This is a genomic window from Anabaenopsis elenkinii CCIBt3563 (assembly GCF_015245355.1).
Lineage (GTDB): Bacteria > Cyanobacteriota > Cyanobacteriia > Cyanobacteriales > Nostocaceae > Anabaenopsis > Anabaenopsis elenkinii.
The window spans coordinates 3,788,610-3,813,578 of record NZ_CP063311.1 but is presented as its reverse complement, the minus strand read 5'-3'; the positions used below and the strand labels follow the sequence as shown (position 1 = coordinate 3,813,578).

The following is a 24,969-nucleotide window of genomic DNA, read 5'->3' as shown; positions in this document are numbered from 1 at the left end:
TAGGGCGGGCAGGATGCCCACCCCACAATAGTTTTATAATTAATACAGCATATTGCGGGAAAAATACCCACCCCAGAAAAGTTTGATTATTCATACAGGGAGCAGGGGCGGGGTTGGGGTATCAATTGTCATCACCCAGGCAATATTACCGATTAGCCAAATATTGATACATTTGCCAACGGGCGTTAACTTCCCCTTGGGCTTGGTCTAACAACTGTTTAGCAATTTCCGGATGACTCTTGGTTAACATCTTGAAGCGATTTTCTTGATACATGGATGCTTCTACCGATTGGGTAGGCGATCGCATATCCAATTGCAGAGGATTTTTACCTTGAAGTTGCCACTCTGGGTTATGGCGATACAGCAACCATCTACCTGATTCTACCAGAGATTTCTGATGACTCATCCCTGTAGTCATATTAATGCCGTGGGCGATGCAATGGCTGTAAGCAATAATCAATGAAGGACCATCAAAAGCCTCTGCTTCCAGAAAAGCCTTGAGGGTATGTTCATCTTTGGCACCCAAAGCCACACTAGCCACATAAACATTACCATAGGTCATAGCCATCAAACCTAAATCTTTTTTAGGTGCGGGTTTACCACTAGCAGCAAACTTCGCCACCGCCGCCTTGGGTGTGGCTTTGGATGATTGCCCCCCAGTGTTAGAATAAACTTCTGTATCCATGACCAAAATATTCACATTTCGCCCACTGGCTAACAGATGGTCAATACCGCCAAAATCAATATCATAAGCCCAACCGTCACCGCCCACAATCCAAACACTCTTTTTGACTAAATAGTCAGCTAGGGACTTGAGACTGTGAACTTGGGAGATGAGACGAGGGTCAGAAGTGGTAATTTGATCTAACTGTTGTTTGAGTAACTCTACCCTTTCCCGTTGTTCCCAGATTTCCGCCTCTGATGTTTGTGTAGCTGTCAACAGAGAGCTAACAAGTTTTTCTTCTAGTTGACTTCCCAAACCTTGCAATAACTCCGCTGCAAATTCCGCCTGTTTATCCAAAGACAGACGGAAGCCAAAACCAAACTCGGCGTTATCTTCAAATAAACTATTAGACCATGCGGGTCCACGTCCCTGGTCGTTGGTTGTCCAAGGAGTAGTAGGGAGGTTTCCCCCATAAATAGAAGAACAACCCGTCGCATTCGCAATCACCGCGCGATCGCCAAACAATTGTGTTAATAACTTTAAATAAGGTGTTTCACCACAACCCGCACAAGCACCGGAAAACTCAAACAGTGGTTCTTGTAGTTGTTGTTGGCGAATTTGGTTCACCTTTAACTGTCTGCGGTCAGGGTGGGGTAAACTCAAAAAGAAATCCCAGTTTTGCCGTTCCTGTTCCCGTAAGGGTAGCTGCTGCGCCATATTAATGGCTTTCTGGGACGGTTCAACCTTACTTTTAGCCGGGCAAATATGTACACAGATAGCGCATCCTGTACAATCTTCTGGGGCGACTTGAATCGTAAATTGCTGCTGACTAAAACTCTTATCCTTAGCATCCACAGATTTAAAGCTACCCGGTGCATTAATTAACTCATCCGGTAGATAAACCTTAGCCCTAATAGCACTGTGGGGACAAACCATCACGCACTTACCACATTGTACGCAGATATCAGGTTCCCATACAGGTATATCTTCAGCAACGTTACGTTTTTCCCATTTAGCCGTACCAGTAGGAAAGGTTCCATCAGCAGGTAATGCACTTACAGGTAATTCATCACCACGCCAAGCCATGATTTCACCCAGGACATCCCGGACAAATTCCGGCGCACTGTCTAGTAATTCCAGCTTTTGGGTTTTGACCTTTGACTTTTGCACTGTTGGGGGTATATCAACTTTATGTAAGTTAGTCAGGGTGTTATCTACTGCTTGTAAGTTCTTCTGGACAACTTCCGACCCTTTCTTACCGTAGGTCTTTTCAATAGCTGTTTTAATTTTACTAATTGCTTCCTCTTGGGGTAACACACCTGCTAAGGCAAAAAAGCACACCTGCATAATAGTGTTAATTCTCCCACCCATACCACTGTCACGGGCGACTTGGTTGGCGTTAATAATGTATAATTTCAGTTGTTTACTGATAATTTCTTCCTGGATTTTGGGGGGTAGATGTTCCCAGACTGCATCCGCACTATAAGGACTATTCAGCAGTAAAGTTGCTCCCGGAATCGCAGCTTTTAACACATCTACCCGTTCCAAAAAGCCCCAATGATGACAACCAATAAAGTTAGCTTTGTCTATGAGGTAAGTGGAGCGAATTGGTACCGGACCAAAGCGCAGGTGAGAAACCGTCATTGACCCAGACTTTTTGGAGTCGTAGACAAAGTAACCTTGGGCGTAGTTGTCGGTTTCTTCCCCAATAATTTTAATAGAGTTTTTGTTAGCACCTACTGTACCATCAGCACCTAAACCATAAAACATCGCCCTAACAACGTTATCTGCTTCCGTGGAGAAGTTGGGGTCAAAGGTCAAAGATGTATGATTGACATCATCATTAATACCAATAGTAAAGTGATTTTGCGGTTGTGCTTGCGCCAGATGATCAAAAACTCCTTTGACCATAGCTGGGGTGAATTCCTTGGAGGACAGACCATAACGACCACCGATCACTTTGAGTTTGTTTCCCCCAGTTTCATGAATGGCGGTGACTACATCTAAATATAAGGGTTCCCCCGCGCTCCCCGGTTCTTTGGTGCGGTCAAGGACGGCGATCGCCTCTACACTCTTAGGTAAGACAGCCATAAATCTTTCCACATCAAAGGGGCGATAGAGTCGCACTTTCAGCACTCCCACTTTTTCCCCCGAGGCGTTGAGATAATCTACAGTTTCATGGACAGTTTCACAACCCGAACCCATGAGAATAATTACCCGTTGTGCATCTTCTGCGCCGTGGTATTCATAGATTTGGTAATATCTGCCGGTAATTTCCCCAAATTCATCCATGATGCGTTGGACAATGGCGGGAGTTGTGTTATAATAAGGGTTAGCAGCTTCCCGAGACTGAAAGTAAATATCGGGATTCTGGGCAGTACCCCGCAATAACGGACGGTCTGGGGTGAGGGCGCGGGCGCGATGGGCTAAAATTAGATTGTCTTTAATCAGCGATCGCAATTGTGCATCCGATAATAGGTTGACTTTCTGCACTTCATGTGAGGTGCGGAAACCATCAAAGAAGTGCATAAATGATACACGGCTTTCTAAGGTAGCAGCTTGGGCGATGCAAGCAAAATCATGGCTTTCCTGTACAGAAGCGGAACACAACAGGGCGAAACCTGTTGCACGGGATGCCATGACATCACTATGATCACCGAAAATGGATAAAGCGTGGGTAGCCAAAGAACGAGCCGCGACATGAACCACAGTACTAGTTAATTCACCTGCGATTTTGTAGAGGTTAGGTATCATCAACAGCAACCCCTGGGAAGCGGTGAAAGTCGTACTCAAAGAACCCGTTTGTAACGCACCATGTACAGCAGCAGCAGCGCCACCTTCACTCTGCATCTGTACTACCGTGGGAATAGTATTCCACAGGTTGGGACGGTTTGCAGCTGACCAAGTATCTGCCCATTCACCCATGGCTGAGGAGGGGGTGATAGGATAGATGGCGATGACTTCGTTTAATTTGTACGCAACACGCGCAACAGCTTCATTACCGTCAATGGTTGCAAACTTCTGGTTCATGTGTGTTCTCTTTCTTTTGTTTGTAGCGATAGAGAATTTGACAGATTTTATATGTATTTATCTATAATTTTGACTCTGTTGGGAATTCTATCATTTGCTAAATTTTGACATCTGTTGTAAATTAATTTTGTACTCACTTTTATTTGTGTTTGATAGTTGGGGTTTGGCAGTGTTTCTGATGAGTTTATGGGGTAGCGGTTCGGGTTTTTTAACCCAGGAGATGGAAAATTACAAGAGTGGCCCCAACAATCATGAAATCTCCTCCCATAATCAGCTAGAATGCTAATATAACAAGCATTTGCCGCTTAAAAATCCCATGCTGGAGACCCTACAAACACAATTTTACGAACTAGAACAATTTGCCAACGGCTTAGTATCTTACCAACTCGCCCACATCAGCCTACTAAGTATTGGCATCATTTTTACAGCTGGTTTACTTACTAGTCTTACCCCATGTATGCTTTCCATGCTCCCAATTACCATTGGTTACATTGGGGGTTATGAAGCTAAAGGCCGCTTACAAGCAGCAGCTCAATCTACATGGTTTGCTTTAGGTTTAGCGACTACCCTGGCAGGTTTAGGGATTATAGCAGCTTTTGTTGGTAAAGTCTATGGTCAAGTGGGAATCGGTTTACCAATTATCGTCAGTATTATCGCCATTCTCATGGGATTGAACTTACTAGAAGCATTACCCCTACAATTTCCATCTTTAGGCGAAACTAAGTGGATTTCCTCTGATTTACCAGCGGGTGTGCGGTCTTATTCCCTGGGTTTAACCTTTGGTTTGGTTGCGTCTCCTTGTAGTACTCCAGTTTTAGCCAGTTTACTGGGTTGGGTGGCTAGTACACAAGATTTAATTATGGGCGCTGTGTTGTTACTATCATACACAGCCGGCTATGTAGTACCTTTGATTTTAGCCGGTACTTTTACTGCTACTATCAAAAAGCTCCTGGAACTACGGCGGTGGTCTGGTTGGATTAATCCAGTTAGTGGGGTGCTATTGGTTGGATTTGGTGTATTTTCTTTAATTTCGCGATTTCCCTTGAGCAGTTTTTAAGCAATGACTATAGAAAATTCAGCATTTACAGCATCTTGGTGGTCAGTACCGGGGCGAATATTACGCAAGGAGGTTTTACCTGTACTCACTAATTTACGCCTAGCGATCGCACTTTTACTATTAATTGCTGTTTTTAGCATTAGCGGTACAGTCATCGAACAAGGTCAGTCACCGGCATTTTATCAGACTAACTACCCCGAACATCCAGCTTTATTTGGTTTCTTAACTTGGAAAGTAATTCAAGTCCTGGGATTAGACCATGTATATCGCACTTGGTGGTACTTGGGGTTACTGATTGTATTTGGTGCTAGTCTGACAGCTTGTACCTTCACCCGTCAACTACCAGCTTTAAAAACCGCTCGTCGGTGGAAATATTACCAAGAACCGCGACAATTTCAAAAGTTAGCCTTAAGTGCGGAATTAGATGATATTTCTGTGCAATCCTTAAAAGAAATCTTACACAAGCGCAAGTATACAATATTTCAAGAACCCGAAAAACAGGATATTCTTTACGCCCGCAAAGGAATTATTGGACGTATTGGACCTATTATCGTCCATGTGGGGATTGTCACCATCCTCCTGGGGGGAATTTTGGGAGCGATGACTGGATTTATTGCCCAAGAAATGATATCTAGTGGTGATACATTTCAAGTCAAAAACATTATAGATGCTGGACCATGGGCAAACTTCCAAAACCTCAAAGACTGGTCTGTGCGTGTAAATCGGTTTTGGATTGATTATACTCCCACCGGTGGAATTGACCAATTTTATTCCGATATGTCGGTAGTGAATAACCAGGGAGAGGAACTTGATCATCAAAAAATTTTCGTGAATCAACCCCTGCGCTACCATGGAGTCACATTCTATCAAACCGATTGGGGAATTTCCGCGATTCAGATTAAATTTAATAATAGTCCCATCTTCCAATTACCTATGGCTTCCTTAGACACCAAAGGTAAAGGGAGACTGTGGGGAAGTTGGATACCCACCAAACCCGACTTAAGTGAGGGGGTTTCCGTCATCGCCAAAGACCTGCAAGGAATGGTATTAATTTATGATTCCACAGGTAAACTAGTAGATACAGTCCGCACAGGAATGTCTACTAACATTAATGGCGTTAACTTAAAAATAGTCGATGTTATAGGTAGTACCGGATTACAAATCAAATCAGACCCTGGTATCCCCATAGTATACGCCGGATTTGCCCTATTAATGTTAGGCGCAACCATGAGTTATTTCACCCATTCCCAAATTTGGGCATTAAAAACAAGCGATCGCCTGTATATTGGAGGTAAGACCAACCGAGCTCAAGTTGCATTTGAAAAAGAGATTTTAGAAATACTAGACACCCTCTCATCCCCAGCAAAAACATAAAAGCAGACAGAGGAACCCTTCGCGTACCTCTGCGCTGACCTTTGCGTACCTTTGCGTTTAAACATCCTTTTGGTGACGCACTTCCACCACAGTATGGACATTACCACGGGGGGTAAAATCTGCCTTAATAGTCACTGCTAACGGGTCACAAGCCGCCACAAAATCATCTAAAATTTGATTAGCCGACTCTTCGTGAGAAATATAGCGATCGCGGTAACTATTAATATAGAGCTTCAAAGCCTTTAACTCTACCACTCTTTCATCGGGGACATAGGTAATATAAATCGTAGCAAAATCAGGATAACCAGAAAAAGGACATTTACAAGTAAATTCTGGTAAAGTGATACTCACATCATATCGCCGACCCACACGGGGATTAGGAAAAGTAATTAATTGACCTTCTGCAATTTCCCGTTCTCCATACTTCATTTCTGACTGTGACTGCGATACTGTTTCCGATGAATAATTGCTCATACTTTCAAAAATATATAATAGCTCTAATTTTCCTTTTCCCAATCAGGACAATTCTCATCATCCCACCCATGAGGATGCATAGCACAGACTAACAAATTACCACTATAAACTTGTCCGTGATAATTCTGACAACCTATACAAGCAGCATTCCTTTGTGGTGTTGCTTCTACTCCGTATGGGAAACCAATATCTGTATCTCCCATCACATCTTCCAGTTCCCAGTAAACCTCCAAAATAGGATCAGTTAGTTCCTGTAAATACTGGTCAATTTCCGTAGCTATATAATTTTCTACCTGTTGAGATAATTCTTCGCTGACTTCAAAAAATCCATCTACCATGTCACTTACTTCCAGGAAAAAACGTTCCACTTCATCAGCTACGGTTTCGAGGATTGCTGTTAAGTTTTTTTGCCATTCTTCCATAAACCTACGCCCTTACTGACTATCAACAGGACGCGTTTAGTGCTATAAGTTAACACCACTATAATACATCCTAGTCAATGTATGTTATCAAATTTCCGTGCTGGAAATTTGCCCTTGGCTGTGAAAGATGATTTATTTACCTAACTTAAACAAAAATACCCCACCTTGAGGTATGGGTAGCATGACATATTACTTACCCCGTTGCAGGTTTTTCAACTTCTCTTGTAGTTGGGAAACTTGGTCACGCAGTTGCTCAACATCATTCGGAGCATTTATGGATGGGGAAACTTGGACATTTTCCCCATCATCCTCTTCTAAAATTTCAATCAGGCGGGGTTCCGATGGTGGTTTTTGCTCCTGGGGTTGACTAGATTTTGGCGACTGTTGGGCTTGTTTCATCATATCTTCGACAAAACGACGCGCTTCTTCCGTGTTCATTTCGCCCTTGGCGACCATGTCATCCGCCAGATTCTGGATTTGCGATCGCAGTTCGCTTAACTTTCCCCCTGCTTTCTCACTGGCGTATGCAGCCAATCCTACACCCAAGTAAAAAGCTTTTTGAACAATATCTCCAAAACCAGCCATTGTTACTTAGCGCTACTAAAAAATAGGGCGACCCGGAGACTACGCCTACCGCAAGCATCCCGTATTGCTGCTACCTTCCGGTTCTGACAAGGTTTGGGCGTTACAGTCGCGTAGATCCAGGTCTAAAACTTAGTATAACACTAAAATTCCCAAAGTGTGTGTTATTCTACAACAATTTTCCACTCATAAAGCTGATAACTAACACAGCCATGCTGCACCAAGGGGTCACAAGCCACAATGGCTTCTGCTTCCTCCCTAGAGGCGGCCTCAAACAGTAACATTCCGCCCCGGTCTTCTACCCAATAACCTGTGCGGGCTTTATGTCCTTTGGCAATCAAATCCTCAACATAGGCTTTATGGGCGGGGACATATTGGTCAAAGGTAGATTTATCAACCTTACCGGCTTCAATTTTCACAAACAAGGGCATTTAATTAGTACCTCGTAATTTTTTGTATCTGATTGTGAAGTAAAGTAATCTGAATATTTTTGCTAGCTCTGGTAAAATCTACCCAGAGAATTGAGAAGAAAATACCATGAGTACAACCAAGGGTGCTGACGCCATCGATGAAGCTATCGCTAAAGGAATTGATTTTGATGGTTCTCCCATTCCCCCAGAAAAACTAGAACTGTATAACAAAGTTATGGCCTTAGAAGCCAATAGACAACGCAGTGGTGTCTCAAATACCATGCGATCGCGGATTGTGCGCATTGGCGCTAAACACATTCCACAACCAGAACTAGATCAAATGCTCGTAGAAGCAGGTTTTGCGCCCCTCAAACCCAAAGAAATCGCTTTTTTCTACACGGGCAAATAAGTTAAGATACAAAAAAAGACAGGCATTTTGCCTGTCCTCACACTCATTGATGTAGCAAAGAATTTAGAAATTAAGTTCAGCAGCTTGGACTTTTTCCACTTGCTTCTTCTTGAGCACAAGCATAACTTGAGCCAACATGACAAGGGCGATAAAGGCAATCAATCCTTGAATCCTTGCGGAATTTTGCAAGACAATTTCTACATCTTTTTGACCAAATCCACCGACATTGGGGTTATTAGTCAAAGCATCACCTGTAGTCACAGATTGTCCCTCGGAAACAATCAGTTCTGGACCGCGGGGAATGGTATCAATAATAGTATCGCCAGATTCTGTTTGGATGTTGACTAGATATTTGACATTACCATATTCATCTTCTTGTTTAGCAATCTGGGTAATTGTCCCAGTAGCCGAAGCATTGTAAATGGTATTATTGCTCTTTTCGCCAGTAGGATAAACTTGTCCACGTCCACGGTTTGCGCCTAGGTGAACTGAATATTTACCGAAGTGAATATTTTTATCGGTAGCTGGGTTAGGGGAAAGAACTGGGAAGACGATTTCTTGATACTGTTCACCGGGGATGGGTCCTACAAGCAACACATTCTCTTGGTCTTCAGTGTAGGGTTGGAAGTAAACATCACCTACTTCCTCTTTAAGTTCCTCAGGAATGCGGTCTGCTGGGGCAATTTTGAACCCTTCGGGTAACATCAGTACAGCACCAACGTTCAAGCCAACTTTAGAACCATCAGCCCCTACCTGTTGCACGCTGGTATCATAGGGGATTTTCACCACTGCTTTAAACACAGTATCAGGTAGGACTGATTGGGGAACTTCTACTTCCGCAGGTTTAGCTGCTAGGTGACAGTTAGCGCAAACAATCCGCCCTGTCGGTTCCCGGGGAGTTTCAGGATAGGTTTGTTGCGCCCAAAAGGGATAAGCGGCGGCGCTTTGGGGTAAGGCGAGATCGCTAGTCAAGTAAAATGTTAAGGTAGCGATCGCTATGAGCAATGTTTTGATCATTGCTTTAGCAGTGCGAGTCACACTCGCTGTGGTACAGGCATTTCTCATCTCTATAAGGACAATGATTCTTTGGTTAACTGGTCATTGGTGATTAGTCGCGGCACTTAATTAAGACCACCAAGGTTCTTCACCGGTACGGAAGTCGGTTTCAGTCCAAGGGGTCAAGACGATTTTGTCATCTTCTGTTTTGGCGTGTGCGAGAGCCAAAGATAGAGGAGCTGGACCTCTGACCACCTTACCAGTTGCATCGTACTGGGAACCGTGACAAGGACATTTAAACTTGTTCTCTGCTACATTCCAGGGAACAACACAACCTAAGTGTGTGCAGATAGCATTAATACCGTAATCAGCAATAGCTTCTTTGCTTTCTACCACAATATAGGTGGGGTCTCCCTTGAGTCCTTGAACTAAGGGGCGATCGCCTACGTTATGGCTTTCCAGAAACTTACTGACACTAACATTATTACCCAACTCGTCCTTGGCTGTGGTTCCGCCACCAGCGCCACCGCTAGCAGGTGGAATAAAGTACTTGACTACAGGGTACAATGCACCCAGAGCCACACCAGTTACAGTTCCAAAAGTCAGCAGATTCATGAACTGACGACGCCCCATATCGGGTACGTCCATTGATTCAGAAAATTGAGCCATAATCTACGCGCTCTTTGTGTATTTTGTTCGTCATGCTTACAAGAGTACCAGTAGTTAAGCCACTCCTGTTTAAGTCGAAATGCCAAGGTTTACAATGATGCTTAATTTCTTTATTTCAAGATATATTGAGCATCTGTTGTTTTAGCATTACATTTCTTTATATCTCTATCATACTTGAGTCACGGAACGTAACATCATAACTAAATGTAAAATCTAATGGAGGAAAGCTATGACAGGACAAGATTTGCGCAAATTATTACTTGACAAATGGGGATACTCTTATGATGTCCAGTTTCGCCGCACAAAAGGCAAGATATTTCTGCAAATCATGTGGAAGTATCTTGAGCAAGCTTCTTTTCCCTTGAGTGAGGCGGAGTACCAAGAACATCTTGATAGCATTGCTAATTATCTTCATGCCTTGGGTGGTGCTGTGCAAGTGCAAACATTTATTAACCAAACCCGGGAGCGTCCCCGATTGGGTAAAGCTGTCAGTATTCCCCTCGATTTAGGTGAACGCGCTTCGGAATGGATGGTATGATATTATGATCATCTGGCCCCTTGTAAACTCACGGCAGTCAAAGGCATCCACCCCTACATAGACAATTAAGGGCAAGTATTAAAAGTTTTAGCACCCAATCTGAATTGATATATTTAATTAAATTCCCCTAAATTTGCCACCAACCATCGGTTTTTTCTGCTCAGGATTCACCTATAGCACAACAGCCCGATCACCTGATCATAGCTTAAAATCATAAACCCCTTGGAGCTAGCTTCAAGGGGTGTAATTAAATGCCAGGAACCAGACTTGAACTGGTGACACGAGGATTTTCAGTCCTCTGCTCTACCAACTGAGCTATCCCGGCTTGTTGATTTATTTAACCAACGATTATTAAATTTAGCATAGCCAAAAAGGTTTGGCAAGGGGTTGAAGTCAAAAATTTCGCAAAATTTTCACCGACAAGAAAACACCCAGAAAACACAAACACTGGACTACCACAATACTAGGGCCTGATGCCAGGTTAAAAACACCCGAAACCATAATACCAGCAATGCTGGTGGTAGAACCAAAGATGACTGATAACACCAAAAACCGGTTAAAGTGATGACTCATCAACTTAGCTGTGGAAGCGGGAATCACTAAAAAAGCATTGACTAGCAAAACACCAACGGCTGTAATTGTCACAGCCACAGCCAGGGAAAGTAGCATGACAAAGGTATAGCGATACAATTGCACCGGAACCCCTTGTACTTGAGCTACATCCGGGTTAAGAGTCAGCAAAATTTGCTGTTCTAGGGTGGAAAATAAAAATACCCCACTAACTACTACTAACAGTAGGGTCACAATCAAATCTGTATTATCGATGGCCAGAATATCCCCTAACAATACTCTCATTAAATTTCCCCGATACCCCGGAACAAAGCTAGTCAACAGCAACCCTATACTTAATGCTGCTGATAGCACGATCACCAGAACGCTATCGCTGGCTAAATCGGTTTGATCAATCAAGTAAAGCACAACTACCCCAAAAACTAACGTAAAGGGTAATAGCATCCAAGTAGGATTCAACTGTAGCAAGACACCTAAGACCACACCGATTAATGCTGCATGACCCACAGCATGGCTGAAAAAGGATAGTTGGCGCAATGTAGCAAAACTTCCCAGTAAACCACCGAGAATTCCCATTAACAGAGCACCGACCACAGCTCGCTGCATAAAGGGAAATTGTAACAAATTTACCAACTCATCCCCAGGAGCGATCGCCTCTAAATTGGTCAGCAAAACCGAGCATAAGTACATAAAAATAATCTATATTCTGGTAAAGGTAAATCTTGAGAAACTGCCATCCTCTAAGAGGATGTTTGATAAGTCATGATTAGTGTATCAACTATTGTTTCACCCCACCCTAACCCTCCCCTTGTAAGGCTATTCATTACTCACATCTTTCTTAACAATCTTGAAACATTTATGTGGCAATGGTTTCAAGGCTTGAAAATTTCCCTACTCTTGACAAAATGTACCTTATTATTCTTGATAAAACCCTTATTTTATTGAGAATCATCAACGGAGGATTAAGGTTTGGGGGTTTGCGAGCGATCGCTCTCACGAATGTTAAGAAAGATCCGGGTAATGGATAGCCTTGTAAGGGGAGGGGACTGGATTTTATTGTTTCGGAGTGTCCCCCATTCCCTGCTCACTGCTCCGGTGTTCCCTGTTCCGGTGTTCCCTGTTCCCTAGTATAAAAATTACCTGTTTAATACTTTCCAAACATCCTCTAAGATGATTAAAATTAGATTTAATTTTCAAAGTGTAAAACATTGAGTATAATTTAGAAAAGATTACTATAGATAGTAGTATTGTGCAAGACTTAGCAGAACCAATTATCAGCCCCGAAAAAGCTCAACGGATGGCGGAATTCTTTAGCTTTTTAGGAGACCCTAATCGTCTGAGGATTCTTTCTTTTTTAGCTACCAAAGAACTGTGTGTGAGTGATTTAGCCGGATTACTAAACATGAGTGAATCGGCGGTTTCTCATCAGCTAAGAAACTTAAGAGCAATGCGACTAGTCCGCTATCGTAAACAAGGGCGTAATGTATTTTATCACCTCCATGATCATCATATTTTCCATCTTTATCAGGCTGTCGCCGAACATTTAGATGAACCAGAATAAAAACACCAAATCAAAGTTATTTGTGAATCTTATTCGCAGAAAATTACCAGAAATACCCCTAGTCACAATATTAATGCTGATGATGGTAAGGACTGAATCCCGGCCCATAGGTTGCTAAAAGATTTTGAGGCGAAAGGGCAATTTCAGGTTTACCAGTACATACAATACTTTGGTTCAGACACAGAACGCGATCGCAATGACGGCTTACCATATCAATATCATGGGAAACCTGCAACACCGTCCAACCTTCTTCCCGCTTTAATTCATTTAACAGAGCATAAAAATCTGTTATACCCTGGACATCAACACCAGCAAAGGCTTCATCCAGCAGCAAAAGTTGGCGAGGAATCACTAAACAATAAGCCAGTAATACCCGCTTCAATTGACCACCGCTGAGAGTTCCAATAGCTTGATTCTTGAGATGATAAGCATCAGTGCGCCGCAAAGCCTCCCCGATTGCTGCGGATTTTTGCCGAACCTTGTTCCACCTACCGGACTTTTCCCATCCCAGTCCCACTAATTCCCCCACAGAAATCGGGAAACTGCGGTCAAAGATGAAATTTTGCGGTATATAACCCAATAGGTGACGCAACTTTCCTAACTTACTCATCGGGCGACCAAAAAATTCAACCTCGCCACTACTGTGGGGAATCAAATTTAAAATCGCCTTGACCAAAGTACTTTTACCAGCACCGTTAGGACCAACAATAGCCGTATCTGTTCCTGGTAGTAATTCAAATGTCACATCTCGAACCGCCAAATAACTGCCTTGATATACATTTAATCCCTCTACTTTTAAAATGGGAGATGTCATTAGTAGTAGTTTATCAGTAATTAATTGTAGTTAATTTTTGATCATGGCATTCATAAAAAAGATGATAAAACCCAATTTAGCATCCAATTACTGACACCCAGCTTGAAGATTTTGCAAGTTATTTCTCATAGCCTGGAAGTAATACTGTGGATTTGTATCACCCCCAGTAGTTTCTAAAGAATCCAACTTACGCACAGTGACATTCAAATCTTGAGCAAGACTAGTTAATAACTTATTATCTACCCCTGGTTCACTAAATACAGCCTTAGCATTATACTTTTGCACAGCCTGAACAGCTCTTTTTACATCTGCTGGTGAAAGTTGGTCTTCAGGAATTTGCACTACAGCAACCTGTTTGAGATTATAGCGTTGAGCTAAATATGGAAAGGCATCATGAAAGGTAATAAAGGTACAGTTCGGAGTCTGCTGTAAAGTTTGCTCAAACTCTTGATGTAATTTATCCAATTTTTGCAGATAAGCCGCAGCATTGGCTTCATAAGTAGCTCGATTAGCAGGATCTGCTGCAATTAATCCATCTCGAATATTTACTACCTGCTGTTTTACTAAAACCGGATCTAACCACACGTGAGGATTTCCGTCACCATGGTCATGACTATGATTATGACTATGACTATGACTGTGACTGTGACTATGTCCTGTTACCGTTTTATCAACCGGGGAAATTGCATCTAAGGTTGCAATACCTTGACTAGCATCAATTTTAATTAAGTTAGGATTTTCAGCATTTTTAATCGTATTTTTGAGAAATTCTTCTAATCCCAAACCATTTTTTACTAATATCGCTGCTTGAGAAATCGCCCTCACATCATCCGGTGTTGACTGGTAATCATGCACATCGGTAGTTGGGGGTACGATAATTGATACATCTGCCGCTTCCCCTGCTACAGCCTTAGTAAATAAATAAGTGGGCAAAATTGTAGCCACAACTTTGGTTTTTTCTTGCTGTACTTCGGGTGTCTGTTCCTCCTCCATAACTGTATTAGATTGGTTACAGCCAACCGCCACTGAGAATGTCAGTAGAGCTATTAAAGTCAGGATACCTCGGCTGTGTTTGCCTGTTATAGATCCTAAACGATTCCACATCACGGTTTTATCCCCTCAATTAATGGTTACTCTACTTTTCTCAATTTTTTTATTGTCAATGAACTTAGTTTGACATTATAGAATAAGTCTCATTCTCACACAATAGGCAATTGATATCTGGGTGCGGTAAGTTGCAAGGTATAAATTATTTTGAGCAAAAATTGAGCAAGAATAGTAGTCAATATTACCTTGTATGGCTACAAACAAGGAATAACTAATAATTGTTACCTAAGATACTGTTTTTTGAAATTTTTCCCCTAAGTATAAAAATAGATTGTTAACTTGTGATAGGAAAATTCTTAAACTCCTGTTAATATCCTGAATATACTTTTTCAGCAAATTATTCTCGAAAATGCTGAGTGTGAGTGCAATCTACGATAAATAAGTGTGAGGAAGGAAATGCGAGAATTCTGGAAGTATCTACCGATTAGCCCAGTATTTGCCTGTAATATACTGTTCTTTAGTGGCTCTGTCTATGCAGGGGAAATACCGGCAACATCAGTAATAGAGAATCAAGAAACTCAATCTCAGAACTTGAGAACAGGTGAGGTAATAGCTCAAACTACCTCGGTTTCTCAGTTATCTGATGTCAGACCTACTGATTGGGCTTTTCAAGCATTGCGCTCATTAATTGAACGTTATGGTTGTATTTCAGGTTACCCAGATAACACTTTTCGCGGTAATCGCACTTTAACAAGATATGAGTTCGCCGCGGCTTTGAATGCTTGTTTAGATCGTGTAAATCAGTTAATTGCTGAGGCTACTACCAACGTAATCACACAACAAGATATATTAAGATTACAAAGGTTACAAGAAGAATTTTCCGCAGAAATAGCCACACTACGGGGACGGGTCGATACACTAGAAGCACGCACATCTCAATTGGAAGCAAATCAGTTCTCCACCACTACTAAGCTCCAAGGCGAAGTAGTTGCAGTGATGAGTGGTGTTTTAAGCGATGATCAAAGCATCACACAGAAGAATACAACCTTGGGACTGCGATCGCGCATTGAATTTGTTACCAGTTTTACAGGGAAAGATACCCTATTTACCCGCATCGCCGCTAACAATCTTCTCAGCCCTGACATTAGTACACCAGAAGGTAGTTTAGCCTTTGCTGGTGACAGTGGCACTACCAATGCCGAGATAGATGCTGTATTTTACAAATTTCCCCTAAGTGCAAACACACAAGTAATCGCCATCGCCAATAATGGCGCTGCAGATGACATCACTGATACAGTCAATATATTTGACGGTGATGGTAGTAGTGGTGCCTTGTCTACCTTTGGTACACGCAACCCCATTTATAACCAGCTAGGTGGTGCGGGTTTGGGAATAACCCAGAAGTTCGGTGAGAGATTAGCACTCAACTTAGGATATTTAACTAGTACTCCTAACGACCCCTCAGATGGGAGTGGTTTATTTAATGGTCCTTATGCCGGTTTGGCACAGCTGACCCTGACACCAAGCGATCGCATTAGCCTCGGTTTAACTTATATCAACTCCTACCGACAGCCCCTAGTTAGTGGTAGCACTAATGCCACCTTCCAAAACATAGCACCAGATACACGATTCTCCAGCAATTCCTACGGTGTTCAAGCATCCATTGGTATCAGTGAAAGATTTGTCTTAGGTGGTTGGGCTGGATACACCAACAGTCAGTTAACAGGTAACCCCGGAAAAGCTGAAATCTGGAATTATGCCGTTACCCTGGGCTTCCCGGATTTGGGTAAAAGAGGTAACTTAGCTGGGATTATTGCTGGTGTAGAACCTAAAGTTACAAGTTCCACCATTCCAGGAGTAGATACAGATACAAATACCTCCTATCACCTGGAAGCTTTCTACCAGTATCAGCTGAGTGACAACATTACCATTACCCCCGGTCTGATCTGGTTAACATCTCCAAATCATAACAATAACAATAATGATGTTGTGATTGGTGCCCTGAGAACTAGATTTAGTTTCTAAAGATCACCAATCTCATATCCCACAAAAAAAGACCAGCTTTCCACAGCTGGTCTAAAATATCTTTTTCCGTGTTGTCTTCTCAAGAGAGTTAAAACCAAATTGCACGTTCCCAAAACTAACGGGCAACCTTTCTTAACATTATTGTAACAGTCAACACACTTTTTTTATAAAAATCTCAAAAAAAAAGATATACCCCCAGAGAATCAACCTCTATCTGGGAGCATAAATTCAAAATTCCCGGAGGTGGAAATAGCGAAAAATTATCATCGACTAATCACTAATGACTAATTGCGGCTGTCCCCAGATAATGCGCTCCTGCTTATAAATAGCAATACCCGGCTTGGCTCCCTTGGGTTTGTAAACGTGCTTGGGCTGAGTATAAACTACTGGTACTTGGTCACTCTGACGCCCACGACTATAATAGGCTGCAAGATTAGCCACAAATTGTAAATCTACTGCATCGGGAACTGCACCCGGTTGTAAACGTAGTAGTACATGACTCCCGGGAATTTCTTGAGCGTGAAACCATAAATCATAATCTCCAGCGACACGAAAGGTTAATTGGTCATTTTGCCGATTATTACGACCAATTAAGACTTCAAACCGGTTGGGGGTATGATAACGATGAAAATTGGTGCTGGTGGTTTCCCCCCGACTGCGATATCCTGGGTCTTCTAAATACTTCTGTGCAATTAGCTCATCCCGGATTTCTTCTAAAGCCTGCAAATCTGCTGCTGTTTGGTAGTTTTCTATCTGAGCGATCGCGGCTTCTACTTGCTCTAAATAGTTAATTTCTGAGTTAACATCCTCAAGCAATGGTTCCACAGCGCCACGAGCGCGTTTAAGTTTCTGGTGCTGTTTGTAAAGCCGTTGGGCATTTTGGACGGCGTTTTTATCTGGTTGCAAAGCAATTACTAGAGGTTCTTCTGTCTCAAAATCAGTCAGGGTAATTTCTGTCATCCCCGGTTGCCATTTTTGCAGGTGAGACATCAACAAATCCCCTTGTTTGCGATATTTATCTGCTTGTTCCGACTGCTGCAAGCGTTGGGAAAAGGTTTGCGCTTTATTACGTAGTTTTACTAGAATGCTAGCTAATTTCTGATTTAATTGATGCCGTAACTGAGTAAAGACTTGCTGGTTTAATTCGTCAGTGTAATATCTGTTAACTAAGGTTTGGATATCTTTTTCCGGTGCAACTGCGCCCCAACCCATAACTGTATATCCTTTCGCTGTCCAAGCTGGTTGAAATTTCTGGCAATCCAATGCTTGTAGCCATTCTTGCCATCGTCTAAAAAGCCGTTCCCAGTCTTCAGGTTTGAGTTGCTCTGTGCTGGTTTCTGGGGCTAAATCTGCCGCAATTAACATGGATTCTACTAAGGCAGAACTCAAGCCGCTATAACTTTTTAATAACTGACTTTTAATTACTCCCGGTACTAAGCTGACCCGTTCTTGCCACCGTTGTGCAGATTCACTCAAACTAGGAACAGGTCCAGTGAGTTGGGGCGGCGTTTCATAAGGTTGTCCAGTTTGAATGGGACGGACGCTAGATTGATGCTGACCAACTTGATGGGCAGCTGTGATAATCATATGGTTAGCATCAGTAAGGATGACGTTGCTATATTTACCCATCACCTCTACATATATATGATATAACGGCTCCTCTCCAGGACGACGGGCAAATTGTAAATTAACGACGCGCTCCCAAGGGGCGATGGTTTGAATATCCACCAAGGCTAAACCACCTAATTGATGTACTAATTGTTGGCTAAAGGTGAATGTATCTGGTAATCTCGGTGGTGGTTCGCCAATACAAATACGCGCCCCTTGGGGATGCCAAGAAATTTCTAGCCAATCCCTTTGTTTGAGAGTACGTAATGCTACAGCAATAGTATAGCGATCGCGCTGATAAACTTGTTCTAATCGAGATGGCAGCCAGTGAGCGCGTAGTTCGCTACAAGCAGCAGTTAGGGTAGTATAGTCAACTGGTTGCACAAGAGTTATGATTACCTATTATTTACAAAAAATAAAAGCAGAGAAGCTCATCGTGCTTTTAGCTGTGGCATGAGTGTGGAGCACCTAAAGGTGCTGTCTATCTTCCACATATCCACATACTGTACTAAAATAATACGAAAATTACCGTGGGCTACACGGGATATAAAGCTTGTGGACAGAACAACCTCTGTTTGGGTGGGGAAACTCCTCTAAATAAGTTGGCTGGATGAATCAAGAGTCCCACGCATTTCTAGCCGTGGGAGTGTCAATGAACCAATGCTGGTTCTTGAACCGGTTGCTGCAAAATTTCACTGTAGAGTTTACTTAGCTGAGTGGCTACCCCATCCCAACTAAACTTACTTTCTACGCTTTTTCTCCCAGCTTTACCTAATTCGTCTCGCCATTGTGGATTTAACAAAATCCGATCGATTGCAGCTGCAAAGGCGGCTACATCTTTGGGTGGAGCTAATAAACCTGTGACTTCCGGAACTACAGTAAACTGCAGCCCACCTACATCACTGGCGACTACAGGTGTATAACTAGCCATAGCCTCAATGGCCACTAGTCCAAAGGGTTCATAGTGACTGGGAACTACGCAAACATCAGCCGCAGCGTAGTAAGTGGGTAATATTTCCTGACTGAGGCGACCGGTGAGGTTGGTAAATTCACTCATCCCCAATTCTTTGATGATATTCTCAATACGATCGCGCTCCATACCATCACTATTACCGGGAGTGCTACCACCACCAATAATTAATTTCAGGTTGTGATGACCACGTAATTGGGATTGGTTGACTGCATGCACTAGAGTTTCTATTCCCTTGCGTTGATCAAAACGTCCCACATAGAACACAAGTTTAGTATCAGAGGTAATTCCCAACTCTAATCTTGCTGCTTGGCGGTCAATGGCACCAAAGCGACGAATATCTGTACCGCAGGGAATAATTTCAATATTACTTTGAGGGGAAACTAGCGATCGCATATGTTCCTTCTCCTGGGGACTTGTAGCCACAATTCGCTGTGCCCTCTCCAACACCTCTTTTTCCACTGCCAATCGCTGACTAGCAATCATGGGAATATTTTCTATTGTATTGTACTTAACGGCTCCCAGTGAATGGTAAGTATGAATTTGCCGAGTACCTTGGATTTTATTGAGTTGCATCCCTATCCAGCTAGAGTGCCAGTAGTTGCTGTGCGCCAACTGATAAGTTATACGATTGCGTCTTTGGAATTCTAGGAAATTATCCAAAAATTCCGGCATATATTCCCACAGATTATCTCTGGGTACAAACTCTACAGGACCTGCTGTTAAACGAATAGTGCGGCAGTTTTCCCGCAATTGCACAATTTTATCTTGTTCTGTGCTCACTTGGCGGGTAAAAATATCAACTTGCCATCCCAGCCTAGCCAGTGCTTCACCCACATGACGCACATAAACATTTTGTCCACCCGCCTCTTCCTTCCCAATTTCAATTGCTGGGTCTCCATGAACAGAAATTAAGGCAATACATTTGTCCGTACTAGCTTTCATAGTTTGTGTGTTGCTGATTCTGAGAATATATCGTCAAAGTTTCGCCCAATACACTATAATTTAGCAACTTTGAATAATTTTTATTTTAATTTAATTATGTCCCAAAGTTTCATCTTTTGGGTACTGCATCTATACTTATTTACACATACTTTGACTGCAATTTCTTGATAGCTCAATAACTATCTTGATATCTAATGGTTGTAATAGATACATTTAAATCTAATTCTCATAAAAGCAACCCACCCCCAAAGCTAGCTCGGAGGAGGGCATAGTGAAATTGCCTAGGCCTAGCTCAAGTTGACACTCCCCACGTCTAGAAGCCGGGGGATTCTTGGTTCACGGGGACTCCAATCAATTTACCCGCGCTAACGCGCCGCTCCGCTAACAGCAAGCATCTTGACCGTCTGCCCCACGGCTGCAAGTCCCCGTATAACGACTACAACTACATTATCCATTAAAGCTAATTTTTGTAAAATCGATTTTTAGGACTGCAACTAAAGTCGTGATCTGCACTTCGGCTGCGCTCATTTCCAGCTTTAGCAGCAGCGCTGGCGCTATCGCACTACACCCCATAGTTAGAAATTAGGGGCACTGTGCGCGTTTTTTGGTAGATATCTTGTTAAAAATTTTTCCATGTGCCTAGATATAGACGAATTTTACCAGAACTTGGCATCAGATTCATAATCATTGGCTGCAAAACTAGCAGCAGAATGGGGATTTGTGGGGAATTAAAACTTAAAAACCGCGATTTTTACTTTTAATCCCTATCCCCTCCAGATTCAATTAGCTTTGTGCAGCTAACATCTGCTTGAGCTTTTCTAATTCAGAAGCCCAACGTGGGTCTGGACGAATTGCATCCGAGTCTGCAGTTGTAGTGCTTTCTCGGACAGCACTTCCACCGCCACGCCGTGACTTCTTAGAACCTTTCTCACGACGACCGCCTTCTTTTGGTGTAGGAGCCGGATGACCACTAACACTACTAGCCGCTTTAGCAGGTTGCTCTTCAGCTTCCTCAGGTTTGGTTCGAGGTAATGCTTTTTCTAGCTTGAGGGGCGTCTCTTTGAACAATTGACCATTATACTTTTCAATAATTTGATCAGCTTGTTCATCATTATTAACAGTCAGAAAACCAAAACCGCGGCATTTGCCAGTTTTGCGGTCTTTAATTAGCTTTGTAGTCACAGCATCGCCTTCTTCGGCAAAAACTGCTTGCAAATCTTGACGATCTATTTCTTCTTTTGGCAAATTGCCTATATATAGGCGAACGGACATGAACTATACCTCCAGATTTGAACGAATATGGCAAAGTAAGAAAACTATTACTTTACCAAAACTGTTGTCAACCAATTTTTTTACTCCGAACTGTCAACCTATACAATACAATTTTTTGTTGGGATCAGGCTTGTTTAATACAAAAGCGCATACAATACTCGGCTAATACCACCTCAATTCTCAGAGTCTTCACCTCTTCCCCTTGGGGATTGTCAACTGCTTTGCCACGTCACAGGTCTAAACCTTGCCACTTCGCTTTGAGTTGTCGTTTCCCAGATACGAAATCTGGTCACAAGGGTGGAAACTCTCATACAGTCTTAGTTTCAGCATTGCCACCAGTGTGTTTTAGCATTGGTTAAGACTTTTAACTTTGCGTCCATCAAAGATAAAACCAGTTCCAGGGTTAGAAACACAGCTTAACCAATTCTTGATACCAGGGTCAATTGCTAAAGCTTTACCTGGATTAAGATAGTGGTTGATTGCGAATTCTTTTTGATTGAGGAAATCAGCGCATAAATACTGATTTCCTGGCAAGATCCGCACTTCCTGAATGTCTTCAAACTGCAAATTAGATGGCATTAGGATTAGGAAACTATCAAACTTGAAAGAAGGTTTAACAGTGTTTACCAAAGGAATCTTGATGTGATCACCCACAAGTTTTAATGCTTGCTTAGGACAGATATGGCCGCAGAATTAAATACCATTTCCTACATTACCATGGTATTATCTACCTAGCTAGTTCAAAGCATACATTTTCAACAACAACATTTGTTTATCGTAGCATAAACTACATTTTTTGGCTCTCTACAAGGGTTAATTTTGAGAATGCCCTACCCTGGTGTTTCTAGTAGAGTTTTCAGCTGGGCTGATTGAGCAAAAGAAGATTCATTGACTCAAGTAGCAACTTTGAGCAACATGCTTAGGAGGTAAGTTTTTGCCTTGGCTGTTGAGTTCACCGCGCTACTAGCCAGTGAGAAAAATATATGCGCCCCAAGCCTGTGCAGCCACAGCCACAAAAGTAGACCAAATGGGATGAGGACTATAAATATGTTTACCAGTTTGAGTTTGCACAGTGTGAATATCAATCCAGGGTGTTGCTCCTCGCCGCAACCAGCCTGTCACTATAATTTGCCGACCGATTAAATCTTGGGGATTAACTGACTGTCCCAGGGGTATGTGGTGTAATTTCACTAACCCGATGCTGCACTGAAGTATTAAGTCTTGTCCTAAGCAGTTCCCTGTACCTCGGCGACCCAAGAGCTTACCCACAAGCTGCACGCTTACACTATCAATAGGAAGAGCCGATGGATTAGTTAATAGGTTGATCAGGCTTTGATCATCTTGGACATTAGGAGTTTTGATGTCTGGAAAAAATGAACTCATCCGCAACACCAGACCGATGCTAAAGCCGATTAGTAGACAACCTCTAATTACAGTCCAATCTTCATATATCCACTGGAAATTTAACCACCTGAGATGGAAAGCAGTTTGCCACATCAGCCAAGTGAAACCCGCAAATACCAAACCAAGGGCAATACCCAAAAAAGGAGCAATTTGTAATAAAAATGACTGACGCTTGACCTGATAGGTTGGTTGGGCTTCAGCTAGGGTTAACCCCAGGCTATTGAGATTTATTTCAGTATCTATATGCCAAGATCGGGCAATTTGGCTTAGACGTTGGATGCGATCGCCCATCAAAGGATGGCTATTATTAATAGTAAACCAGTGGCGATATGGATGAAGACTATCCCACATTAATAGAGATTCAAAGGGGCGTTGGCCAGCAATACTACCCAAATAAAGGCTCTGCTCATAACCGACCGGCATTAATAAATTTAAACTTTCCAAATGCCAACTTGTTTGTTCTGATTTTTGGATATCATTAGAAATACCCATAGCAATTTTCAGTAAGGCCCGGGTCAGAGCGTTGGGATTACCCGTAATTTCCGCAGATAGGCGATCGCTATAGTAAAGCCGTAATTGTGACAACAATAAACTAATACTAGTAAGCACATACCACAATCCATAAATCACACTCGCCAAAATATTGATAGGTTTATACCAAATTCCCTCTGACCTCCTGTTGCCCCATGTAGATATTTGCTCATATAGTCGATGAATCGGTAGTGAAAGCAGCAAAACTACAGACATGACCGCAAAATCCCAATGAGCAATATGTCCTAACTGTGTTGCATAAATAGTCGCAATTTCATCATCTGCTAGTTGCTCTAATAGTCCCTGACTGACTACAATCCGAGCGTTGCCAGCCAGACTACCATAAGTCAGCGCCATTGGTGCTGCTATGGGTAAAATTCGCAGTTTAGGCGAGTGCCAGCGACGCTGTTGACAGTAACGTTGTATGACTCTACCCGTTTCGCGACTGTGGCGATTTAATAAATCCTTGGACAATTCACCCTGTCCATAAAAATTTGCTAATAGCCTATCTAACAACCAAGGGGATAGTCCCATCATCATCAATAAAACTATCAATAAAAATGGGGTAGGGTTACCATGGGGCAATTGCTGGACTGCTAGGTAAGGTAATTTGTCTAAAGCAAAGTTAATCAATGAGGTGGTTAAATTGAGTATTTCTCCTAGTAGCCACAACAAAACCACTAATGTTCCCAGTCCTAGCAAACGCAAGGGAATTAAATTAGGCTTACGCAGGGGTTGCCATACCTTAGCACGTTGTGCTTGTCGCCAATAAATACCCGATGACCGGCTGGGACTAACCTCAATCCCAGTAGTTTTTATATAGTTTGAGGATCTGAACAAATTCTGTGGTATCGTCTGATTCGGTACCCTACCCAGACTGGCTGGTGAATATTGACTAGTTTCTCCTACTGTCGGTTTCTGTTTCTGGGACTCGACTAAGCCAGATGTCCTAGTTCTTGATGTAGTGGCATTTTGAGAATTCTGAGCAGCTAAGGACTCACCCCCCGAATGATCTGATTGCTGGTTTGGCGTAGCCATAGATTTACTACTTTTTTTCCGGTGCTTTGCCAAGTGTTTGAGAGCAAGTTCAGCCCATTGTTTAACTTGTGTATTTTGGCTTTCTCTGAGAGTCTGACAGACAATGGTAGCCTTGCGAATTTGGCCAGTGCGTGCATAAGCCATCACTAAACCGACTCTTGCTTGTAAGTTGGATCGGGGATTTCCTTGACTGCTAGCCACAGCCATAAGTTTAGCGATCGCAGTTTGGTAATTTCCTTGTTTGAGGGCTACTAACCCGGCTTCCAAAGACAGTTCGGTATCTGATAGCTTGCGTGGCGTAGCCATAGGCATAGAAATTTGGGTACTCCAATGTCTAGTAACTGATCCACGGTGGTAAACAAGCGCAAATCTTTAATGCCGTGGTCATTAATTCCACCCGATAGCTGGCGTGGCGTAGCCGTTGAGTCCCATTAACACTAATGTTCCTCCACTAGTTCTTAACCAGAATCCACCGGGGCGATCTGCTAGCAGCAGGGTGGGTAAGCGCGTTTCACTTCAAATCACCGATGATCTCCCTGTAAACGTTGACAATTCCATG

Annotated in this window: 21 protein-coding genes, 1 tRNA gene and 1 other RNA gene; 6 read left to right on the top strand and 17 right to left on the bottom strand. The window is 42.6% G+C overall.

Going from position 1 to position 24,969, the window contains the following annotated elements:
- Window positions 1-145: 145 nt before the first annotated feature.
- The gene (gene nifJ / locus IM676_RS16645; RefSeq protein WP_200987912.1) at window positions 146-3,694 is read right to left on the bottom strand and encodes a pyruvate:ferredoxin (flavodoxin) oxidoreductase; all 3,549 of its coding nucleotides are present in this window, start codon (window positions 3,692-3,694) and stop codon (window positions 146-148) included.
- Window positions 3,695-4,010: 316 nt separating this feature from the next.
- Between nifJ and IM676_RS16640 the strand changes: the two genes are divergently transcribed.
- Window positions 4,011-4,751 (top strand): cytochrome c biogenesis protein CcdA, encoded by a 741-nt coding sequence (locus tag IM676_RS16640; RefSeq protein WP_200987911.1) that lies wholly within the window; start codon window positions 4,011-4,013, stop codon window positions 4,749-4,751.
- 3 nt (window positions 4,752-4,754) lie between these two features.
- The gene (locus tag IM676_RS16635) at window positions 4,755-6,125 is read left to right on the top strand and encodes a cytochrome c biogenesis protein (RefSeq protein WP_200987910.1); all 1,371 of its coding nucleotides are present in this window, start codon (window positions 4,755-4,757) and stop codon (window positions 6,123-6,125) included.
- Window positions 6,126-6,182: 57 nt separating this feature from the next.
- On the opposite strand, the gene queF is transcribed toward IM676_RS16635, so the two are convergent.
- The 5 genes from queF to IM676_RS16610 form a co-directional block, all read right to left on the bottom strand.
- Complete coding sequence (gene queF / locus IM676_RS16630; protein WP_200987909.1) at window positions 6,183-6,599, bottom strand: preQ(1) synthase; 417 nt, start codon at window positions 6,597-6,599, stop codon at window positions 6,183-6,185.
- Window positions 6,600-6,622: 23 nt separating this feature from the next.
- A complete protein-coding gene (locus IM676_RS16625; RefSeq protein ID WP_200987908.1) occupies window positions 6,623-7,021 on the bottom strand; it encodes a hypothetical protein in 399 nt (132 codons plus the stop codon).
- A gap of 189 nt (window positions 7,022-7,210) precedes the next feature.
- Complete coding sequence (locus IM676_RS16620) at window positions 7,211-7,606, bottom strand: phasin family protein (RefSeq protein WP_200987907.1); 396 nt, start codon at window positions 7,604-7,606, stop codon at window positions 7,211-7,213.
- 26 nt (window positions 7,607-7,632) lie between these two features.
- An RNA gene (gene ffs / locus IM676_RS16615) (signal recognition particle sRNA small type) lies at window positions 7,633-7,729 on the bottom strand.
- Between the two features lie 38 nt (window positions 7,730-7,767).
- Window positions 7,768-8,034, bottom strand: a complete 267-nt coding sequence (locus tag IM676_RS16610; protein ID WP_200987906.1) for a YciI family protein — start codon at window positions 8,032-8,034, stop codon at window positions 7,768-7,770.
- A gap of 106 nt (window positions 8,035-8,140) precedes the next feature.
- On the opposite strand from IM676_RS16610, the gene IM676_RS16605 reads away from it, so the two are divergent.
- Complete coding sequence (locus IM676_RS16605) at window positions 8,141-8,422, top strand: small RNA NsiR4-regulated ssr1528 family protein (RefSeq protein WP_200987905.1); 282 nt, start codon at window positions 8,141-8,143, stop codon at window positions 8,420-8,422.
- A gap of 63 nt (window positions 8,423-8,485) precedes the next feature.
- Here IM676_RS16605 and petA read toward each other — a convergent pair whose 3' ends face one another.
- Window positions 8,486-9,487: a cytochrome f gene (petA, locus tag IM676_RS16600; RefSeq protein ID WP_200987904.1), complete on the bottom strand. Its 1,002-nt coding sequence runs from the start codon at window positions 9,485-9,487 to the stop codon at window positions 8,486-8,488.
- Window positions 9,488-9,547: 60 nt separating this feature from the next.
- On the bottom strand, window positions 9,548-10,087 hold the full coding sequence (petC, locus tag IM676_RS16595; protein ID WP_200987903.1) for a cytochrome b6-f complex iron-sulfur subunit: 540 nt from the start codon (window positions 10,085-10,087) through the stop codon (window positions 9,548-9,550).
- A gap of 229 nt (window positions 10,088-10,316) precedes the next feature.
- On the opposite strand from petC, the gene IM676_RS16590 reads away from it, so the two are divergent.
- Window positions 10,317-10,625 carry a DUF3067 family protein gene (locus IM676_RS16590; protein ID WP_200987902.1) on the top strand — a complete coding sequence of 103 codons (309 nt, stop codon included), beginning with the start codon at window positions 10,317-10,319 and terminating at the stop codon, window positions 10,623-10,625.
- Window positions 10,626-10,877: 252 nt separating this feature from the next.
- Here IM676_RS16590 and IM676_RS16585 read toward each other — a convergent pair.
- Together IM676_RS16585 and IM676_RS16580 are read right to left on the bottom strand one after the other, a co-directional pair.
- Window positions 10,878-10,950 (bottom strand) — tRNA-Phe (locus tag IM676_RS16585).
- Between the two features lie 68 nt (window positions 10,951-11,018).
- Window positions 11,019-11,885: a metal ABC transporter permease gene (locus IM676_RS16580; RefSeq protein WP_200987901.1), complete on the bottom strand. Its 867-nt coding sequence runs from the start codon at window positions 11,883-11,885 to the stop codon at window positions 11,019-11,021.
- A 607-nt stretch (window positions 11,886-12,492) separates the two neighbouring features.
- On the opposite strand from IM676_RS16580, the gene IM676_RS16575 reads away from it, so the two are divergent.
- Entirely contained in the window at window positions 12,493-12,756 is a 264-nt protein-coding gene (locus tag IM676_RS16575) for an ArsR/SmtB family transcription factor (protein ID WP_200990249.1), read from the top strand.
- A gap of 70 nt (window positions 12,757-12,826) precedes the next feature.
- Here IM676_RS16575 and IM676_RS16570 read toward each other — a convergent pair whose 3' ends face one another.
- Both IM676_RS16570 and IM676_RS16565 read right to left on the bottom strand, forming a co-directional pair.
- Window positions 12,827-13,570 carry a metal ABC transporter ATP-binding protein gene (locus IM676_RS16570; RefSeq protein ID WP_200987900.1) on the bottom strand — a complete coding sequence of 248 codons (744 nt, stop codon included), beginning with the start codon at window positions 13,568-13,570 and terminating at the stop codon, window positions 12,827-12,829.
- A gap of 87 nt (window positions 13,571-13,657) precedes the next feature.
- Window positions 13,658-14,677 carry a metal ABC transporter solute-binding protein, Zn/Mn family gene (locus IM676_RS16565; RefSeq protein ID WP_404799803.1) on the bottom strand — a complete coding sequence of 340 codons (1,020 nt, stop codon included), beginning with the start codon at window positions 14,675-14,677 and terminating at the stop codon, window positions 13,658-13,660.
- A 396-nt stretch (window positions 14,678-15,073) separates the two neighbouring features.
- Here IM676_RS16565 and IM676_RS16560 point away from each other — a divergent pair, with 396 nt between their 5' ends.
- Window positions 15,074-16,642 (top strand): iron uptake porin, encoded by a 1,569-nt coding sequence (locus tag IM676_RS16560; RefSeq protein WP_200990246.1) that lies wholly within the window; start codon window positions 15,074-15,076, stop codon window positions 16,640-16,642.
- A gap of 270 nt (window positions 16,643-16,912) precedes the next feature.
- Here the strand turns inward: IM676_RS16560 and IM676_RS16555 are convergent, their stop codons facing one another.
- The 5 genes from IM676_RS16555 to IM676_RS16535 all read right to left on the bottom strand — a co-directional run bounded on the left by IM676_RS16555 (window position 16,913) and on the right by IM676_RS16535 (window position 24,716).
- On the bottom strand, window positions 16,913-18,634 hold the full coding sequence (locus IM676_RS16555; protein ID WP_200987899.1) for an Rqc2 family fibronectin-binding protein: 1,722 nt from the start codon (window positions 18,632-18,634) through the stop codon (window positions 16,913-16,915).
- 265 nt (window positions 18,635-18,899) lie between these two features.
- Window positions 18,900-20,165 (bottom strand): glycosyltransferase family 4 protein, encoded by a 1,266-nt coding sequence (locus IM676_RS16550; protein ID WP_200987898.1) that lies wholly within the window; start codon window positions 20,163-20,165, stop codon window positions 18,900-18,902.
- Window positions 20,166-20,948: 783 nt separating this feature from the next.
- Window positions 20,949-21,437, bottom strand: coding sequence for an RNA recognition motif domain-containing protein (locus IM676_RS16545; protein WP_200987897.1), 489 nt, complete (start codon window positions 21,435-21,437; stop codon window positions 20,949-20,951).
- Window positions 21,438-21,782: 345 nt separating this feature from the next.
- Window positions 21,783-22,016, bottom strand: a complete 234-nt coding sequence (locus IM676_RS16540) for a hypothetical protein (protein WP_200987896.1) — start codon at window positions 22,014-22,016, stop codon at window positions 21,783-21,785.
- A gap of 384 nt (window positions 22,017-22,400) precedes the next feature.
- A complete protein-coding gene (locus tag IM676_RS16535) occupies window positions 22,401-24,716 on the bottom strand; it encodes a M48 family metalloprotease (RefSeq protein ID WP_200987895.1) in 2,316 nt (771 codons plus the stop codon).
- Window positions 24,717-24,969: the final 253 nt, after the last annotated feature.

Coding starts and splice junctions, on each gene's coding strand:
- IM676_RS16620 (WP_200987907.1), bottom strand. CDS start 7,606: ATGGCTGGTTTTGGAGATATTGTTCAAAAAGCTTTTTACTTGGGTGTA.
- IM676_RS16610 (WP_200987906.1), bottom strand. CDS start 8,034: ATGCCCTTGTTTGTGAAAATTGAAGCCGGTAAGGTTGATAAATCTACC.
- petC (WP_200987903.1), bottom strand. CDS start 10,087: ATGGCTCAATTTTCTGAATCAATGGACGTACCCGATATGGGGCGTCGT.
- petA (WP_200987904.1), bottom strand. CDS start 9,487: ATGAGAAATGCCTGTACCACAGCGAGTGTGACTCGCACTGCTAAAGCA.
- queF (WP_200987909.1), bottom strand. CDS start 6,599: ATGAGCAATTATTCATCGGAAACAGTATCGCAGTCACAGTCAGAAATG.
- nifJ (WP_200987912.1), bottom strand. CDS start 3,694: ATGAACCAGAAGTTTGCAACCATTGACGGTAATGAAGCTGTTGCGCGT.
- IM676_RS16535 (WP_200987895.1), bottom strand. CDS start 24,716: ATGGCTACGCCACGCAAGCTATCAGATACCGAACTGTCTTTGGAAGCC.
- IM676_RS16605 (WP_200987905.1), top strand. CDS start 8,141: ATGAGTACAACCAAGGGTGCTGACGCCATCGATGAAGCTATCGCTAAA.
- IM676_RS16540 (WP_200987896.1), bottom strand. CDS start 22,016: ATGCCATCTAATTTGCAGTTTGAAGACATTCAGGAAGTGCGGATCTTG.
- IM676_RS16640 (WP_200987911.1), top strand. CDS start 4,011: ATGCTGGAGACCCTACAAACACAATTTTACGAACTAGAACAATTTGCC.
- IM676_RS16635 (WP_200987910.1), top strand. CDS start 4,755: ATGACTATAGAAAATTCAGCATTTACAGCATCTTGGTGGTCAGTACCG.
- IM676_RS16550 (WP_200987898.1), bottom strand. CDS start 20,165: ATGAAAGCTAGTACGGACAAATGTATTGCCTTAATTTCTGTTCATGGA.
- IM676_RS16545 (WP_200987897.1), bottom strand. CDS start 21,437: ATGTCCGTTCGCCTATATATAGGCAATTTGCCAAAAGAAGAAATAGAT.
- IM676_RS16590 (WP_200987902.1), top strand. CDS start 10,317: ATGACAGGACAAGATTTGCGCAAATTATTACTTGACAAATGGGGATAC.
- IM676_RS16625 (WP_200987908.1), bottom strand. CDS start 7,021: ATGGAAGAATGGCAAAAAAACTTAACAGCAATCCTCGAAACCGTAGCT.
- IM676_RS16570 (WP_200987900.1), bottom strand. CDS start 13,570: ATGACATCTCCCATTTTAAAAGTAGAGGGATTAAATGTATATCAAGGC.
- IM676_RS16580 (WP_200987901.1), bottom strand. CDS start 11,885: ATGTACTTATGCTCGGTTTTGCTGACCAATTTAGAGGCGATCGCTCCT.
- IM676_RS16575 (WP_200990249.1), top strand. CDS start 12,493: ATGGCGGAATTCTTTAGCTTTTTAGGAGACCCTAATCGTCTGAGGATT.
- IM676_RS16560 (WP_200990246.1), top strand. CDS start 15,074: ATGCGAGAATTCTGGAAGTATCTACCGATTAGCCCAGTATTTGCCTGT.